Here is a 17,626-nt window from a genome sequence, read left to right on the forward strand (position 1 = left end):
ACTCGCGCCCCTGCCCGCACCTGCCGCCCTCCACCCTTCCGGTGGGCCCGCCCACCGGGCGAAGACAGGAATCATGACGACGACACATCGCAGCGTGTGCGTGATCGGCGCCGGCCCGCGCGGCCTGTCCGTGATCGAACGACTGTGCGCGCACGCCCGTACGCTGCCCGCCGGCTCCCGCCTCGACATCCACCTCGCCGACCCCTACCCGCCCGGCCCCGGCCGGGTGTGGCGCACCGACCAGTCCGAGCACCTGCTGATGAACACCGTCGCCGGCCAGATCTCGGTGTTCACCGACGCCAGCGTCGACCTGTCCGGCCCGCTGGAACCCGGCCCGAGCCTGCACCAGTGGGCCGCGGCCCTGGCCGCCGACCCCGACGCCGCCACCGACGCCGACCCCGACGGCGCGCTGCGCCGCCAGGCCCGGCTGCTGGGCCCGGACACCTACCCCACCCGCGCCTTCTACGGCCACTACCTGGCCTGGGCCTACCGGCACATCCTGGCCCGCGCCCCCCGCGCGGTCACCGTGCACCACCACCGGCTGACCGCCGTGGCCCTCGACGACGAACCCCACCGCGCCGGCCGGGCCGGCGCGCCGCGCCAGCAGGTCGTCCTGGAGGACGGCACCACCCTGCACGGCCTGGACGCGGTCGTGTTGTGCCAGGGACACCTGCCCGCCGCCCCCGACCCGGCCGAACGCGACTTCGCCCACCGCGCCCGCGCCGCCGGCCTGACCCACATCGCCCCGGCCAACCCCGCCGACACCGACCTGCCGGAGCGCCTGCTGCCGCCCGGCACCCCGGTGCTGCTGCGCGGCCTGGGCCTGAACTTCTTCGACTACCTCACCGAACTGACCGCCGGACGCGGCGGCGCCTTCACCCGCCGCCACGGCGAACTGGTCTACCGCCCCAGCGGCCGGGAACCGGCCCTGTACGCCGGCTCCCGGCGCGGCGTGCCGTACCAGGCCCGCGGCGAGAACGAGAAGGGCCCGCACGGCCGGCACGAACCGCGGCTGTTCACCGCCGCCGCGATCGCCGCGCTGCGCCGCGACAACCCCGGTGGCCTGGACTTCCGCACCCAGCTGTGGCCGCTGATCGCCCGCGAGGTCGAGACCGTGTACTACCGCACGATCCTGACCTCCCGCGGCCACGTCACCCGCGCCGCCACCTTCGAGGCCGAGTACCTGGCCGCCGGCTTCACCCCCGGGCAGAGCGACCCGATCCTGTCGGCCTACGGCTTCGGCGAGAAGTACCGCCTGGACTGGGACCTGCTGGCCCGCCCCTACCGCGACCGGGACTTCACCGGCACCGCGGACTTCACCCACTGGCTGCTGGACCACCTGCGCGAGGACGTCACCGACGCCGCCGCCGGCAACGTCAGCGGCCCCCGCAAAGCCGCCCTGGACGTCCTGCGGGACCTGCGCAACGAAGTACGCCTGGCCGTCGACCACGCCGGCCTGACCGGCGACTCCCACCGCGACGACCTCGACCACTGGTACACCCCCCTCAACGCCCACCTGTCGATCGGGCCGCCGGCACGCCGCGTGGAGGAACTCATCGCCCTCATCGACGCCGGCATCCTGCGCGTCATCGGCCCCCGCATGGCCGTCACCGTCCACGACGACGGCTACCACGCGCACTCCCCGCTGGTGCCCGGCTCCACCGTCCGCACCCGCGCCCTGATCGAGGCCCGGCTGCCGGCGATCACCGTCCACCGCACCCGCGACCGGCTGCTGCGGCACCTGCTGACCACCGGCCAGTGCACCGCCCACCGCATCCCCACCCGCGACCGCGGCGCCTACCTCACCGACGGACTGGCCGTCACCGCCCGCCCCTTCCACCTGATCGACGCCGCCGGCCACCCCCACCCCCGCCGCTTCGCCTTCGGCGTGCCCACCGAAGCCGTCCACTGGGTCACCGCCGCCGGCATCCGCCCCGGCGTCAACTCGGTGACCCTCACCGACTCCGACGCCATCGCCCTGGCCGCCCTGACCACCGGGGGACCCACACCATGACCACCCCGACCGCCCCGACCACCGCCGCCACCCCCGGCCCCGCTCCTGCCGAGGGGGCGCCGCCGCTGGAGACCGGACTGCTGGCCCCGGTGTGGGCCGGCACACCGGCCGCGGCCGCCGTCAGCGACGCGGCCTGGCTGACCGCGATGCTGCGCGCCGAGGCCGCCCTGGCCCGCGCCCAGGCCCGCCTGGGCGCCGTCCCGGCCGCCGCCGCCACCGCCATCACCGCCACCGCCGCCACCGCCACCCTGGACCTGCCCGCCATCGCCCGCGCCGCCCGCGAATCGGCCAACCCCGTCGTCGCCCTGGTCCGGCACTTCACCGCCGCGGTCGCCGAACGCGACGAGCAGGCCGCCGCGTTCGTCCACCGCGGCTCCACCAGCCAGGACATCCTCGACACCGCCACCGTCCTGGTCGCCGGCCACGCCCTGGCCATCACCCGCGCCGACCTGGCCGCCACCGCCACCGCCCTGACCACACTCGCGCACACCCACCACCACACCCTGATGGCCGGCCGCACCCTGGCCCTGCACGCCGTCCCCACCACCTTCGGCCTCAAAGCCGCCGGCTGGCGCCACCTGGTCCTGGACGCCATCGCCAAGATCGACCACAGCGCCGCCGCGCTGACCGTCCAGCTCGGCGGCGCCGCCGGCACCCTGGCCGGCTACCTCCAGCACGCACCCGGCCACCACGAGGACTACGCCGGCGAACTGACCGCCGCGTTCGCCGCCGAACTGGGCCTGGGCGCGCCCCTGCTGCCCTGGCACGTCCTGCGCACCCCGATCGCCGACCTGGCCGGCGCCGCGGCGTTCGTGTGCGCGGCCCTGGGCAAGATCGCCGTCGACGTGCTGTCCCTGACCCGCACCGAGGTCGGCGAGGTCCACGAAGGGGCACCCGCCGGCCGCGGCGCTTCCTCGGCGATGCCCCACAAACGCAACCCCGTCCTGGCCACCGCGATCCGCTCCGCCGCCCTGCAGGCACCCCCGCTCGCCGCGACCGTGCTGGCCTGTGTGCCCAGCGAGGACGAACGCTCCGCCGGCGCCTGGCACGCCGAATGGGAACCCCTGCGCGCCCTGCTGCGCCTGGCCGGCGGCGCCGCCGCCCAGGCCGCGGAGCTGTGCACGCACCTGGAGACCGACCCGGCCCGGATGCGCGCCAACACCGCCCTGACCCACGGCCAGATCGTCTCCGAGAAGATCACCGCCCACCTCGCGCCGCTGCTCGGGCCCGCCCGCGCCCGCCGGCTGCTGACCGACGCCTGCACCCGGGCGGCCGCCACCGGCCGCAGCCTGCGCGACGTCCTGAGCGCCGACCCCGCCTTCACCGCCGCCCTGCAGGACACCGGCACCGGCCTCGACGCGCTGTTCGACCCCGCCGCCTACACCGGGGCCGCGGCAGCGCTGACCACCGCAGCACTGTCGCGGCCCCTGCCCGCGGCGCCCGCCGTCCTCAGCAGGCTTTGCGGCGCCCCAGAGCGATCCGGGTGACCTCGTCGATGTCGAACTGGGAGCGGCCCGGCGTGCCGTAGCGGGTGATCTTCCCGCGGCTGACCCACTTGCGGATCGTCGCCTCGGTCACACTGGCCGCCAGCGCCGCGACCGCGGTGGGCACCAGCCGGTCCTGCGGAGGTCTGCTCATGCCCCGGCCGCCTTCCGCTCCCGCGTCACCAGCGGCCGCAGCGTGATCCACTCGTGCATGTCCCACGAATGCCCCGACGAACAGCCGATACTGCTCCTGCCGCCCGGCGACGCCCCCCGCCCGGCGGAGGTGATCACCCCCGGGCAGCCGGCCACCACACACCGCCGGTTCAGCGACCCGCCGTCACCCGGCCCGGGATCGATCGCCCGCAGCAGCTCGGCCTTGAGATCCTCGATCTCGTCGGCGAAGTCCGCCGCCGGCGGCTGCGCGGCCAGCCACGCCACGTTCGCCAGCAGCATCCGCGTCAGCTGCGGCACCGACCGGCTCGGCGCGGCCCGGCCCCGCTCGTCGACGACGAACTCCGACCACGACTCCAAAATGGCCACGATGTCCCGCCGCGCATCCAGCGCCGACATGTTCAGATGATCCTTGCTGCGGCTGCCCGACACCCGCGTGCCGCTCATCCGCCGCGACACCGGCGCAATATGGTGAAGGCTCTCCTGATACAGCGGCGGAAGCGCCCGCAGATTACCCTCCACCTGCTCGATACACGGCCCGCACAGCAAAGACCCGGACGCCGCGCGGAGCTGCATGGGATGGTTTCTTGCGCATGCGTGAAACTCCATGAATCTCCTTTCCGGGGTCATTCGCCTGGCACACCGCACAGGCCCCGAATTCCCGCGCGGAATGCTGCAGTTCACCTCCGGACGGCGGCCCCGCTCACAGGCCGCGTCACCACCGGGAGCAGTCCCGGCCGGTTTGCGCATCGCACCCTTGCGTTCCCGTGCCACACCGCGGCACCACGGCCGCGCGGCCCGGCCGGAAAAACACAACGAAATTCCGGCCCTTATTCATCGGTGATTTCCCGTCCCGGCGGGCCGGCCAGCGGCCCTGACGTCCTCGGTGGACAGCGCATAATGTGCTTTCCCTGCCCCCAGACGAGACCGGACGAATCTACGGGTGCACTGGGAGAATTCCACGGGGAAGTTGAAGGTGTCAACGCTCACCATGCGCAGTCCATCGTCCCTACAGTGGGACTCCAGACTCCTGCCGCCACGGCCCGGCAGCATGGGCACGGCGGACGCCCACCCCCCCCGGGCCGCACCCCCGGCCGCATCCCTCGCCACACCTTCGGCCGCGCCCGCTCGTTTGTCCCGGTGCGGGCACGCGCGCCCGGGCCATCTGTCCCGTGACGAAACCCAGTTGAGGAGAGTGCTGTGTCCAACGACATGACCACCTGGTTCGGCACCGGGCCGCAGCAGGCCGCGCCCGCGCGGGCCGCCGCAGCGCACCTGCTGCAGTGCGTGGAGGAACGCCTGCGGTCCTTCCTGGCCGCCGAACGGCAGACCTGGGCGGCCGTCGACGAGCACGCCGTGGTGCCCGTCGACGCCCTGTCGCAGCTGATCGCCTCCGGCGGCAAACGGATCCGCCCGGCGTTCTGCATCACCGGCTACCTCGCCGCCGGCGGCGCCATCGGCGAACAGGCCGACGACGACGGCATCGTGGCGGCCGCCGCCGCCGTGGAGATGCTGCACATCTCCGCGCTGATCCACGACGACGTCGTCGACGACTCCAGCCGCCGCCGCGGGCAGCCCACCGTCCACACCCGCCACATCGACCAGCACACCGCCCGCCACTGGCAGGGCGAGGCCCGCCGCTTCGGTGAAGGCGTGGCCATCCTCGTCGGCGACCTCGCCCTGGTCTACAGCAGCCAGCTGATGTCGGCCGCCCCGCGGTCCGCGATCGCCTCCTGGGACACCCTGCGCTCGGAGGTGATGATCGGCCAGTACATGGACCTGGCCGCCGCCGCGGAGTTCAGCGTCGACCCCCGCCTGTCCCGGCTCATCGCCGTCATCAAGTCCGGCCGCTACAGCATCCACCGGCCCCTGGTCGTCGGCGCCGCCGCCGCCGGCCGCCCCGACCTCGCCCCCGCCTTCGAGGAGTACGGCGAAGCCGTCGGCGAGGCCTTCCAGCTGCGCGACGACCTCCTGGACGCCTTCGGCGACACCGCCGACACCGGCAAACCCGCCGGGCTGGACTTCGCCCAGCACAAGATGACCCTGCTGCTGGGCTGGGCGATGCAACGCGACGACCGCATCCACGCCATGATCACCCAGGGCGGCCACACCCCCGAACAGGTCCGCCGCCGCCTGCTGGAGACCGGCGTGCCCGCCGACGTCGAAGCCCACATCGCCGCCCTGGTCGAACGCGGCTGCAAGGCCATCGCCGACGCACCCATCGACCAGCAGTGGCGCGCCGAACTGACCGACATGGCCCACAAGGTCGCCTACCGCACCACCTGACCCCACCGCCCGGCACAGGCCCGGGGCGGGCCGGGGGCGGCGGCGGGAGGTCCGCGCGGGCGGGCATGTGCGCAGGCGGGAGGTCCGCGCGGGCGGGCATGTGCGCAGGCGGGAGGCGGTGCGGGGGCCGGGCGCGCACAGTGATCTCGAACCGGACCCGAGCCGGTGTCGAGGGTCCGGGAGCAGACTGTGCGGCGTCCGGCACCGCCCCTCAGCCCCTCAGCTCCTGCGCCCGCCCCCGTTCCCGCCCTGTGTTCAGGAAGGTCCACCCGTTGCCTGTGGCCGACCAGTTGACGCCTCCCGGGCCCGATCCCGGACGGATCGCACCCCCGGCGCCCGCCGCTGCCGTGCCGGCCACCGCCGGCCCGCCGCCCGCCCGCCCGCCGGCCCCGGCCGCCCTTTCCTGACCGCACCGCCGCCCGCGCGGCCCGTGGCGTGCCGGGCCCCGGGACCCGCCCGCCCGGCCTCGTTGCGGTGCCGGCCTCAACGCTCGACCCCGTGCGGCGGGCCGTTCTCACCCCCCTTTTTTCTCTTCCGGTCCGGTCCCGGCATGCCCGCATGCGGTGACGGCCGTCATCCCCCCACGCCCGCCCCCCCTTTTTTTCCGGTTGTCGAGGAGGTCGTTTCCGTGTCCGACGATGCCAAGCAGCCCGCCGCCGGTCCCGAGCCCGGGCGCGGGCAGCGCACCGGCGTGTGGTTCATCGGGGCCCGCGGTTCGGTGGCCACGACCGCCGTCGCCGGGTGCGCCGCCCTCGCGGCGGGCCTGCGCCCGCCGACGGGCATGGTCACCGAGACCCCCGCGTTCGCCTCGGCCGGCCTGCCGCCGCTGGCGTCGCTGGTCTTCGGCGGGCACGACACCGTCGACTGGTCGCTGCCCAAACGCGCCGAGGCACTGGCCGAGCAGGGGGTGCTGCCGCCGGGCCTGGCCGGCTCGGTGCACACCGAACTGGCCGCCGCCGACCGGGAGATCCGCACCGGCGGGCCGCTGCCGGGCGACGGCCGCAGCGACGAGCAGCTCATCGCCGCGTTCACCGGCGACATCGCCGGCTTCACCGCCCGCACCGGCGTGGCGCGGACCGTGGTGGTCAACGTCGCCTCCACCGAACCGCTGCCCGGCGCGGGCGACGAGCGGCTGCCGGCCAGTTCGCTGTATGCGGCGGCCGCGCTGCGCGCCGGCTGCGCCTACGTCAACTTCACCCCCTCCACCGGCATCCGCCACCCGGCGCTGGCCGCGCTGGCCGCCGGTGCCGGCGTGCCGCACGCCGGCCGGGACGGCAAGACCGGGCAGACACTGCTGCGCGCGGTGCTGGCGCCGATGTTCCACCAGCGGGCCCTTGAGGTGCGGGCCTGGTCGGGCACGAACCTGCTGGGCGGCGGCGACGGCGCGGCGCTGGCCGACCAGGCCGCGGCCGCGGCCAAGAACGCCGGCAAGAACCGGGTCCTGGCCGACAACCTCGGCACGATGCCCGAGGGCGAGGTCCACATCGACGACGTGCCGGCCCTGGGGGAGTGGAAGACCGCCTGGGACCACGTCGCCTTCGAGGGGTTCCTCGGCTCCCGGATGATCCTGCAGACGATCTGGCAGGGCTGCGACTCCGCCCTGGCCGCCCCCCTGGTCCTGGACCTGGCCCGGCTGGCCGCCCGCGCCCACCAGGCCGGCCTCAGCGGCCCCCTGCCGCAGCTGGGCTTCTACTTCAAGGACCCCGACGACCACGCGGCCCCGGCGCTGGCGCAGCAGTACCAGGCGCTGACCGCGTTCGCCGCCGACCTGGGCCGGGCACGGTGAGCACCGGAAGCGACTGGGCGGAACTCCTGCGCATCTCGGCGCTGCCGACCGTCCCCGGCGACGCCCTGGCCGGAGCCGCGACAACCGGCCACCGCCCGGGGGCGCGGACCGCGCTGGCCGCCGGCGCCTCGCTGTGCCTGTACGCCGCGGGCATGGCCCTCAACGACTGGGCCGACCGGGCCGAGGACGGCCTCGCGCGCCCGCACCGGCCCATCCCCTCGGGCCGGATCAGCCCCGGCCGGGCCCTTGCCGCCGCGGCCGGCCTGACCGCCGCCGGCCTGGGCCTGGCCGCCGCCACCGGACGCCGCTCCGCCTGGTGCGCCACCGCACTGGCCGCCACCGTCTGGGCCTACGACCTGCGCCTGAAACACACCCCCGCCGGCCCGGCCGCGATGGCCGCCGCCCGCGGCCTGGACCTGCTGCTCGGCGCCACCGCCGCCACCGCCGCCGGCGCCCATGCGGGGGAGGCCGGTCCGGGCGCCGCCGGGCGGGCCGGGCCTGGGACGGCCGGGCTGGGGCGGGCGGTGCTGCCGGCCGCGGCGCTGGCCGCGCACACCTACGCCACCACCGCCGTCTCCCGGCACGAGACCACCGGCGGCGCGGCCGGTGTGCCGCTGGCCGCGCTGGGCACCACCGCCGCCCTGGGCGCGCTGACCGCCACCGGCCCGCTCACCACCCGTGCCGTGACCGGAGCCCGCCGCCGCGGCTCGGGCGGTGGCGGGGCGGGCCCGGCCGGGTGGGTGCCGGCGGTGCTGGCCGGCGGCTATGTCGCCACCGCGGCCCGGCCGCTGCTGCACGCCTGCCTGAACCCCTCGCCGCCGCTGACACAGGCCGCGGTGGGCGGGCAGATCCGCGCGATGATCCCGCTGCAGGCGGCGCTGACCGCACGCGCGGGCGCCGCCGCCCCGGCCGGGGCGCTGGCCGCGCTGCTGCCGCTGGCCCGGGCCTGGGCGAGGAAGGTGAGCCCGACGTGAGCCTGCGCCTGGGATACGGCACCAACGGCCTGACCGACCTGCGGCTGGACGACGCCCTGGGCCTGCTGGCCGAACTCGGCTACGACGGCGTCGGGCTGACGCTGGACCACATGCACCTCGACCCGCTCGGCCCGGGCCTGGCCGCCCGCGTGGCACGGGTGGCCTCCCGCCTGCAGAGCCTCGGCCTGACGGTGACCGTCGAGACCGGCGCCCGCTACGTGCTGGATCCGCGCCGCAAACACCGCCCGTCCCTGCTGGAGGCCGACGCCGGGCAGCGGGCGGAGCGCACCGGCCTGCTGACGACCGCCGCGCGGATCGCCGCCGACCTGGGCGCGCACGCCCTGCACGCCTTCAGCGGCATCCCGCCCGCCGCGACCGACCCCGCCACCGCCTGGCAGCGCCTGACCGCCGGCCTGGAACCGGTGCTCGACGCGTGCGGGCGGGCCGGCCTCCCGCTGGCCCTGGAACCCGAACCCGGCCACCTGGTTGGCTGCCTCGCCGACTTCCACCACCTGCGCGCCCTGATGGGCGACCCGCCCGCGCTGGGCCTGACCCTGGACATCGGGCACTGCCAGTGCCTGGAACCCCTGACGCCGCAGGCGTGCGTGACGCAGGCCGCGCCGTGGCTGCGGCACGTGCAGATCGAGGACATGCGGCGCGGCGTCCACGAGCATCTGCCGTTCGGCGACGGCGAGATCGACTTCCCGCCGGTCCTGGCCGCCCTGCGCGACTGCGGCTACCAGGGCCTGACCGTGGTCGAACTGCCCCGCCACAGCCACGCCGGCCCCGAACAGGCCGCCGCCGCCGTGCGGTTCCTGCGCACCCACCTCCCCCCGCCCCCGCCCGCACCCGCACCCCCGCCCGCACCCGTGACCGTGTCCGTTCCCGTGTCCGTTCCCGTGTCCGGGCCGGCGTAAGGAGGCCGCATGCTCGTCACCGAAGAGGACTTGCGTTCCCGCCTGGCCCCGCAGGGCGCGGCCTGGCTGACCGCGGCCCTGGCCACCGCCCGCCCCACCCCCGGCAGCGGCCCCACCCCCGCCGGCACCCCCGCCGGCATTCCCGCGTCCGGTGTCCCGGACGGGCCGGCGGGCGCGGTGCCGGTGTGGGAGCTGCGGTTCGCCGCGGCGGGGCGGGCCTGCGGCACGCCGGAGACCGCGGCGGCCGCGCGGGTGCTGCTGCTGCACACCGCCCGCCCGCCGGCGGCGACCGTGGCCCGGCTGTACCGGCACGGCAGCGCCGCCGAGCGCCTGGCGGTGCTGCGCGCCCTGCCGTATCTGGAGCTGACCGGGCAGGAGGGTCTGCCGCTGGTGGAGGACGCGCTGCGCACCAACGACACCCGGCTGATCGCCGCGGCGCTGGGCCCGTACGCCGCGGCGCACCTGCCCGCCCACGCCTGGCGGCACGCGGTGCTCAAGTGCCTGTTCACCGGTGTGCCGGTGACCGCGGTCGCCGCGCTTGCCCAGCGGGCGGCCGGCGACGGGGAACTGGCCCGCATGCTGGCCGACTTCGCCGCCGAACGTACCGCCGCCGGCCGTGATGTCCCCGACGACCTGCGCCACGTCCTGGCGCTTTGTGCAGCAGGGAGAGCGTGATGCGCATCTTCGACCCGCACATCCACATGACCTCCCGCACCACCGACGACTACCGGGCGATGCACGCCGCGGGGGTGCGGGCGCTGGTCGAGCCGTCGTTCTGGCTGGGGCAGCCGCGCACCAGCCCGGACAGTTTCTGCGACTACTTCGACGCGCTGCTGGGCTGGGAGCCGTTCCGGGCCGCGCAGCACCGGATCGCGCACCACTGCGCGCTGGCCCTCAACCCCAAGGAGGCCAACGACCCGCGGCTGCTGCCGGTCCTGGAGGTGCTGCCCCGCTACCTGGTCAAGGACGGGGTGGTGGCGGTCGGGGAGATCGGCTACGACGCGATGACGCCGGCCGAGGACGCGGCGCTGGCCGCGCAGTTGCAGATGGCCGCCGACCACGGCCTGCCCGCGCTGGTCCACACCCCGCACCGCGACAAGCTCACCGGGCTGCTGCGGACCTTGGAGGCGGTCGAGGAGTCCGCGCTGCCGGCCGGCCGGGTGCTGCTGGACCATCTGAACGAGACCACCGTCAAGGCGGCCCGGCAGTCCGGGGCGTGGCTGGGCTTCTCGGTCTACCCCGACACCAAGATGGACGAGCAGCGGATGGTCGCGGTCCTCAAGGAGTACGGAACCGAGCAGGTCCTGGTCAACTCCGCCGCCGACTGGGGCCACAGCGACCCGCTGAAGACCGTGAAGGTCGCCCGGGCGATGCTGCAGGCCGGGTTCAGCGACGACGACGTCGACCTGGTGCTGTGGCGCAACCCGGTGGCCTTCTACGGGCAAAGCGGCCGCCTGGCCTTGGACGTCGCCGAGCCCGGCGCGGCGCACGAGGGCAACTCCCTGGCCCGCGGGGGCGAGTGAGCGATGCGGTTCACCCACCCCGACGGGACCACCGTCCACCTGGCGTACTGCACCAACGTCCACCCGGCCGAGACCCTGGAGGGGGTGCTGGCGCAACTGGCCGCCCACTGCGAGCCGGTCCGCCGCCGCCTGGGCGTCGACCGGCTCGGCGTCGGCCTGTGGCTGGCCGCCGACGCGGTGCGGGCACTGACCGCCTCCCCGGCCGCGGTCGGCGAACTGCGCGGCGAACTGGAGCGCCGCGGCCTGGAAGTGGTCACCCTCAACGGCTTCCCCTACTCCGGGTTCGGCGGCCGGCACGTCAAACACCGCGTCTACCAGCCGGACTGGACCCACCCCGAGCGTCTGGCCCACACCCTCGCGCTGGCCGGCCTGCTGGCCCGGCTGCTGCCCGACGACGCGGCCGGCGGCACCATCTCCACCCTGCCGCTGGCCTGGCGCACCGGCTTCGACGCCGCGGCCGCCGCCCGCGCCCGCACCGCCCTGACCGAGCTCGCCGCCGGCCTGGACCGCCTGCACGACCAGACCGGCCGCAGCATCCAGGTGGCCGTGGAACCCGAACCGGGCTGCGTGGTGGAGACCACCGCCGACGCCGCCCGGTGGCTTGCGGGCCTGCCCGCCGGCCGCATCGGGGTGTGCCTGGACACCTGCCACCTGGCCACCAGCTTCGAGGACCCCGCAACCGCCCTGGCCGGCCTGGACCGCGCCGGGATCGCGGTGACCAAGGTGCAGATCTCCGCGGCACTGCACGCCGCCGACCCCGCCGACGCCGCCGTCCGCGCGGCCCTGGCCGCCTTCGACGAACCCCGCTTCCTGCACCAGACCCGCGCCCGCCACCAGGGCCGGCTGCTGGGCACCGACGACCTCGGCCCCGCCCTCGCCCCCCCACCCCCGGCATCCTCGGCCCAGGACCCCGCCACCCGGACCGGAACCGGCGGGACGGGCGGGCCGGGGGCCGGCGCGGAGGAGGGGCCGCTGCCGCGTTCGGTGCCGTGGCGCTCCCACTTCCACGTCCCGCTGACCTCCCCGCCCTCCCCGCCGCTGTCCTCCACCCTGGACGTCACCACGGCCGCGGTGGGCCTGCTGCTGGACACCCCGGCCGCCGCCGTCCACCACCTGGAGGTGGAGACCTACACCTGGCAGGCCCTGCCGGCCGGCGCCCGCCCCACCACCGACGCCGCCCTGGCCGACGGCATCGCCGCCGAACTGGCCTTCGCCCGCGACCTGCTGACCGGCCTCGGCCTGAAGGAGCAGCCGTGACGCCCGACCCCGCGCCGCCCGCCCCGCTGCTCGTCCTCGACGTGGTGGGCCTGACCCCCGCGCTGCTGCAGCACATGCCGCACCTGAAACGCCTGGCCGAGACCGGCTCGCAGGCCGAACTGGGCGCGGTCCTGCCCGCGGTCACCTGCACCGCCCAGTCCACGTTCCTGACCGGCGCCCTGCCCGACGGGCACGGCATCGTCGGCAACGGCTGGTACTTCCGCGACCTGGGCGAGATCCTGCTGTGGCGGCAGCACAACGCCCTGGTCGAGGGCGACAAACTCTGGGACGCCGCCCGCCGCCGCCACCCCGGCTACAGCGTCGCCAACATCTGCTGGTGGTACGCGATGGGCGCCGACGTCGACTGGACCGTCACCCCCCGCCCGGTCTACTACGCCGACGGCCGCAAGGAACCCGACTGCTACACCCGCCCCGCCGCCCTGCACGACGAACTCCAGGCCGAACTGGGCACCTTCCCGCTGTTCCAGTACTGGGGCCCGGGCGCCGGCCTGCCCTCCAGCACCTGGATCATCGACGCCACCCGGTACGTCAACCGCACCCGCCACCCCGACCTGACCCTGTGCTACCTGCCGCACCTGGACTACGACCTGCAGCGCCACGGCCCCAACGACCCCCGGTCCCGGCAGGCCGCCACCGACCTGGACACCGCGCTCGCGCCGCTGCTGGCCGACGCCGAAGCCGAGGGCCGCACCGTGGTGGCGCTGTCGGAGTACGGCATCACCGAGGTCCGCACCGGCGTCGACATCAACCGGGCGCTGCGCCGCGCGGGATTCCTCGAGGTCCACACCCAGGACGGCATGGAGTACCTGGACCCCACCGCCTCCCGCGCGTTCGCCGTCGCCGACCACCAGATCGCCCACGTCTACATCCGCCGCCCCGAGGACGTCGCGGCCGTCACCGCCGCCCTGGCCGACCTGCCCGGCATCAGCCACCTGCTGGACGACCAGGGCAAGAAGGACAACGGCCTGGACCACCCGCGCGCCGGCGAACTGGTCGCCATCGCCGAATCCGACGCCTGGTTCACCTACTACTACTGGCTCGACGAGGCCGCCGCCCCCGACTTCGCGGCCCTGGTCGACATCCACCGCAAACCCGGATACGACCCGGCCGAACTGTTCATGGACCCCCACGACCCCTACGTGAAGGTCAAAGCCGCCACCGCGCTGGCCCGCAAGAAACTCGGCCTGCGCTACCGCATGGCCGTCGTGCCCCTGAACGGCGAGGCCGTGCGCGGCAGCCACGGCCGGCTGCCCGACCACCCGCAGGACGGCCCGGTCCTGCTGTGCTCCCGCCCCGGGCAGGTCACCGGACCCCTGGCCGCCACCGACGTCAAAGCCCTGCTGCTGCGCCTGGCCGGCCTGACCTGACCTGACCCCGCCCGACCGCCCGTCACCCGGCACGGCCCCGCCCGGCCGGCCGCCGCGGTGATCCGGCGACAGTCTTCCGGCGCCCGAGCGCGGCGCCGGTCGCACCCCGCCCCCGGACCACGGGGGCGTCCACGCTGAGGAGAGACATGTTACGAGTAGGCAAGTCGTCCTGGACCGGGGCGTTCCTGGCCGCGGCCGTCATCGGCAGCCTGTCGGCGGCCGTGGCCCCCAGCCAGGCCGCGGCGCCGGCCGGGCACCCGCGCCCGGCGACCGCCCCGGTCGTCGTGGCCTCGGGCCTGCACAACCCGCGCGCGGTCCGGATCCAGCCCGACGGGTCGCTGCTGGTCACCGAGGCCGGATCCGGCCCGGCCACCGCCTGCACCACGCCCAACTCCCAGTGCCTGGGCCTGACCGCCTCCCTGTACCGGATCAAGGGCGCCTGGCAGGGCCGCGTCGTGACCGGCCTGCCCTCCCAGCTGATCGTGCGGGCCGACGGCTCCGGCGTGGTCAGCGGCCCCATCGAGGCCGACGCCGGACCCACCAGCACCTCCTACCGCGTCCTGTACGGCCTGTCCGGCACCCCCGACACCCGCGCCGCCCTCGGCCCGGACGCGGCCCCGCTGGGCACCCTGAGCATCGCCAAGGGCCGGATCCTGGGCGACCTGGGCGAACACGAGGCCCTCCACGACCCCGACGCGGCCCTGGGCAACAACGACGTGTACTCCAACCCCTGGCACTTCGCCCGGGACGGCGCGGACTTCCTGGCCACCGACGCCGGCGCCAACGACCTGATCCGCATCCACCCCGACGGCACCACCGAGACCGCGGTGCTGTTCCCGAACAACGTCGTCCCCACCACGACCACGCCCGGCACCGTCACCCCCGACGCGCCGGCCGGACAGGCCGAAGCGGTGCCCACCGGCATCGTCCGCGGCCGCGACGGCGCCTTCTACATCACCGACATGAGCGGCATCCGCACCGGCCTGGGCCGCATCTGGCGGTACGTGCCCGGCAGCGCGCCCACCGTCTTCGCCACCGGCCTGACCGGGTCCATCGACGTCGACCTGGCCCCCGACGGCGACCTGATCGTGCTGTCCTACACCCAGGGCGGCACCTCCCCGACCCAGACGCTGCCCGGCGCCCTGATCCGCATCGACCGGCACACCGGCGCGGCCACCACCATCGACACCGGCGGCGTCCTCAACCAGCCCACCGGCCTGGCCGTCACCGCCGGCGGCGACGTCTACGTCACCAACAACACCCAGGGCACCAGCGGCCAGCTCCTGAAGTTCCCCAACGCCGCCTCCTGACCCCCGCCTTCACCATCACCGCCACGCCGCGGCCGGCCCGCCCGGAATCGACCGGCCCCGGCCCGAACCGGCCCCGGCCCGAACCGGCGCGGGCCTGAGCGTGCCCGCCCGGGGCCGGCCCCTGCGTGGTCCTGGCCCGGCCCCGGGCCGGGCCAGGCCCGAGGGTGCCGGGTCCGGTCCGGTCCGGTCCGTGGTCCTGTTTTCGGCCCGGTGGGCGTCCGCGGTCCTGCGCCGGGCGCCCGCCGGGGCCGGGCACACCGCCGGCTCGGCGCGGTGAGGGCGCCGGGCCGCCCTGCGCTGCCGCGACCCGACCGGCCGCCCGGGTCCCGGGGTTCAGCCGGTGCCGGCGGCGCAGGCCTGCGCGCGGGCGAGGTAGCCGGCGACCGGGCCGAGGGTGAGCATGCCGCTGGCCGCGCCCGCGATCTCGGTGCGGGCCGGCCGCAGTGCGCTCACCGCCCGCGCGGCCGCCGGCCGCTCGCCCAGCAGCACCGCGGCGTGGGCGGTCAGGCACCACAGCGCCTCCTGCAGGTGGTCGTGCGGGGGATCGGGCACGGCGGCCAGCGCCGCCCGGGCCGCGTCCGTGCGGCCCTCGGCCATCCGCAGCAACGGCTCCGCCCACGGCCGGTACGGGCCCCAGTCCAGCGCGGGATCGGCCGGTGCGGGCCGGCCGTGCAGCAGGGCCAGCCCCAGCAGGGCCAGCGGCAGCAGGCCCCGGTGCAGCCCCGGCATGCCCGCCGCGGCCAGGCCCGCGTCCGCGGCGCGGTAGGCGGCCGCGGCCGCCGCCGGGGACGGGCCGCCCGCCGTCACACCGCCCTCGGCCGCGACCCGGGCCCGCAACCACGCGGTCAGCACCGCCACCAGCGGGGCCTCGGTGTCCGCGGCCAGTTCCTCGGCGGCCGCCGCGAAGCCCGCGGCGCGCTCCAGGTCACCGAGCGCCGACGCGGACTGCAGCCGCACCAGGTGGCCGAGGATCGCGAACGCCGGCAGCCGGTGCCGGCCGGCCACGGCCGTGATCTCGGCGCCGATCTCGTCCCTGCGGGCGGCAAGTCCCGGGCGGGTGAAGGACTGCAGGAACACCCCGTTGAGCGCGAACGCCAGCGCCCCGGCGTCCTCCCCGCCCCCCGCGGCCTGCCCGCGCCCCGCGGCCCTCAGCTCCCGGGCCAGCGCCAGCGCCTGCCCGGCGGCCTGCCCGGCCCGCTCCCGCGCGGCATCGGACAGGTCCGCGGGCCGGCTCTCGACCGCGACGGTCGCCAGCAGCCTGGCCCGCAGGCCCGGCGGGCCGCCGGGCCCGAGCGCGGTCAGGGCCCGCTCGGCGGCCGCGACCACCGCGGCGCTCTGCGCGGGATCGTCGGCCCGGCTCCACAACGCGGGCACGTCGTAGGCGCCGATGACCCGCGCGGTCAGCACCGCGTCCCCGGTCCGCGCCGCCGCCCCGATCGCGGCCAGGCGGTGCCACCGGGAGGAGACCAGCGCGTCCCCGCCGGCCAGCGCCAGGGAACGGGCCACCTCCACCGTCGTCCGCGGCCCCAGCCCCGCTCCCGGCAGCAACGGCTCCCCGTTGCCGGGTGTTGCCTGCTGCCCGGTCGCGGTGCCCGGCCGCGCCGCGGGATCGGCCGCCGGGAACGGTCCCGCGCCGCCGCCCGGTTGCCGTCCGGCCGGCGGACGCGGCGGGTCCAGGGCGGGGGAGCGGGTGAGGATCGCGGTCTCCAGGCGTGCCAGGTCCGGGCCGGGGTCCAGGCCGAGTTGCTCGCCGAGCATGGTGCGGGCGCGGCGGAGCGTGGCGAGGGCGTCCGCCTGACGTCCCTGCCGGTACAGCGCCCGGGCCAGCAGGCCCCAGGCCGGCTCACGCCACGGGTGTTCCAGGACGTGCGCGCCCAGCTCCGCGGCCAGACCGGCGTCCTGCCCGCACTCCAGCACCAGGCCCGCCCGCACCTCCACCGCCTCCAGCCGCAGCTCCTCCAGCCGGGCCCTCTCCCGCTGGGCCCAGGGGGAGTCGGTCACGTCGGCGTAGGCGGGGCCGCGCCAGGAGGCGAGGGCTTCGGACAGGGCGGCGACGGCCTGGGGCCGGGCCCGGGCGGCGGTCAGGGCGTCCTCGAAGCGGTGGGCGTCCACCGCCTCGCGCGGCAGGCGCAGCGCGTAGCCGGGGCCCTCGGTGACCAGCACACGCGGCGGGGTGCGGGGCGGGCGGCCCGGCTCCAGGGCGCGGCGCAGGGCCGCGACGAAGGTGCGCAGCGCCCCGACCGCGCCGGCCGGCGGATCCGGCCACAGGTCGGCGACGAGGGTGTCGGTGGTGACGATGCGGCCCCCGGCGGCCACGAGACGGGCCAGGACCTCGCGGTGCCGCGGCCCGCCCAGAGCGACCGGGCCGCCGTCCTCGTGCCGCGCCCGCACCGCGCCGAGCACATCGATCCGCATGCCCCCATCCTCACCCATCCCCCCACCTCGGCCCGCCCCCCGCCCCGACCCGCACAGGGGGGCCGCGCCCGCCCGGCGACACCGACCGCCCGGCCCGGGCG

At 76.5% G+C, this 17,626-nt stretch carries 14 protein-coding genes; 11 read left to right on the forward strand and 3 right to left on the reverse strand.

Annotated elements, in window-relative coordinates:
• The first annotated feature begins 73 nt into the window (after positions 1–73).
• Together K7862_RS32780 and K7862_RS32785 are read left to right on the forward strand one after the other, a co-directional pair.
• Complete coding sequence (locus tag K7862_RS32780) at positions 74–2,014, forward strand: FAD/NAD(P)-binding protein (protein ID WP_222968635.1); 1,941 nt, start codon at positions 74–76, stop codon at positions 2,012–2,014.
• Positions 2,011–3,501, forward strand: coding sequence for a lyase family protein (locus K7862_RS32785; RefSeq protein ID WP_222968637.1), 1,491 nt, complete (start codon positions 2,011–2,013; stop codon positions 3,499–3,501). The genes K7862_RS32780 and K7862_RS32785 overlap by 4 nt, the downstream gene beginning before the upstream one ends.
• Here the strand turns inward: K7862_RS32785 and K7862_RS32790 are convergent.
• Positions 3,464–3,652, reverse strand: a complete 189-nt coding sequence (locus tag K7862_RS32790; RefSeq protein ID WP_222968639.1) for a hypothetical protein — start codon at positions 3,650–3,652, stop codon at positions 3,464–3,466. The two genes, K7862_RS32785 and K7862_RS32790, sit on opposite strands and share 38 nt — an antisense overlap.
• Complete coding sequence (locus K7862_RS32795) at positions 3,649–4,278, reverse strand: hypothetical protein (protein WP_222968641.1); 630 nt, start codon at positions 4,276–4,278, stop codon at positions 3,649–3,651. Before K7862_RS32795 ends, K7862_RS32790 begins: the two co-directional genes overlap by 4 nt.
• Positions 4,279–4,869: 591 nt before the next feature.
• On the opposite strand from K7862_RS32795, the gene K7862_RS32800 reads away from it, so the two are divergent.
• The 9 genes from K7862_RS32800 (at position 4,870) to K7862_RS32840 (ending at position 15,110) form a co-directional block, all read left to right on the forward strand.
• The gene (locus K7862_RS32800; protein WP_308012318.1) at positions 4,870–5,955 is read left to right on the forward strand and encodes a polyprenyl synthetase family protein; all 1,086 of its coding nucleotides are present in this window, start codon (positions 4,870–4,872) and stop codon (positions 5,953–5,955) included.
• Positions 5,956–6,583: 628 nt separating this feature from the next.
• Positions 6,584–7,741, forward strand: coding sequence for an inositol-3-phosphate synthase (locus K7862_RS32805; protein WP_308012319.1), 1,158 nt, complete (start codon positions 6,584–6,586; stop codon positions 7,739–7,741).
• The gene (locus tag K7862_RS32810; RefSeq protein ID WP_222968645.1) at positions 7,738–8,715 is read left to right on the forward strand and encodes an SCO3242 family prenyltransferase; all 978 of its coding nucleotides are present in this window, start codon (positions 7,738–7,740) and stop codon (positions 8,713–8,715) included. Before K7862_RS32805 ends, K7862_RS32810 begins: the two co-directional genes overlap by 4 nt.
• Complete coding sequence (locus K7862_RS32815; RefSeq protein ID WP_222968647.1) at positions 8,712–9,632, forward strand: sugar phosphate isomerase/epimerase family protein; 921 nt, start codon at positions 8,712–8,714, stop codon at positions 9,630–9,632. The genes K7862_RS32810 and K7862_RS32815 overlap by 4 nt, the downstream gene beginning before the upstream one ends.
• Before the next feature lie 9 nt (positions 9,633–9,641).
• Positions 9,642–10,307 (forward strand): EboA domain-containing protein, encoded by a 666-nt coding sequence (locus tag K7862_RS32820; RefSeq protein ID WP_222968649.1) that lies wholly within the window; start codon positions 9,642–9,644, stop codon positions 10,305–10,307.
• Positions 10,307–11,155, forward strand: coding sequence for a TatD family hydrolase (locus K7862_RS32825; protein WP_222968651.1), 849 nt, complete (start codon positions 10,307–10,309; stop codon positions 11,153–11,155). The genes K7862_RS32820 and K7862_RS32825 overlap by 1 nt, the downstream gene beginning before the upstream one ends.
• Positions 11,156–11,158: 3 nt before the next feature.
• Entirely contained in the window at positions 11,159–12,412 is a 1,254-nt protein-coding gene (gene eboE / locus K7862_RS32830; RefSeq protein ID WP_222968653.1) for a metabolite traffic protein EboE, read from the forward strand.
• Positions 12,409–13,800 carry an alkaline phosphatase family protein gene (locus tag K7862_RS32835; protein WP_222968655.1) on the forward strand — a complete coding sequence of 464 codons (1,392 nt, stop codon included), beginning with the start codon at positions 12,409–12,411 and terminating at the stop codon, positions 13,798–13,800. Before eboE ends, K7862_RS32835 begins: the two co-directional genes overlap by 4 nt.
• 146 nt (positions 13,801–13,946) lie before the next feature.
• Positions 13,947–15,110: a ScyD/ScyE family protein gene (locus K7862_RS32840; protein ID WP_222968657.1), complete on the forward strand. Its 1,164-nt coding sequence runs from the start codon at positions 13,947–13,949 to the stop codon at positions 15,108–15,110.
• 333 nt (positions 15,111–15,443) lie between these two features.
• Here the strand turns inward: K7862_RS32840 and K7862_RS32845 are convergent, their stop codons facing one another.
• Positions 15,444–17,426, reverse strand: a complete 1,983-nt coding sequence (locus tag K7862_RS32845) for an AfsR/SARP family transcriptional regulator (protein WP_372461712.1) — start codon at positions 17,424–17,426, stop codon at positions 15,444–15,446.
• Positions 17,427–17,626 lie beyond the last annotated feature (200 nt).

This window comes from Actinacidiphila acidipaludis, assembly GCF_019890725.1.
Taxonomy (GTDB): Bacteria; Actinomycetota; Actinomycetes; order Streptomycetales; family Streptomycetaceae; genus Actinacidiphila; species Actinacidiphila acidipaludis.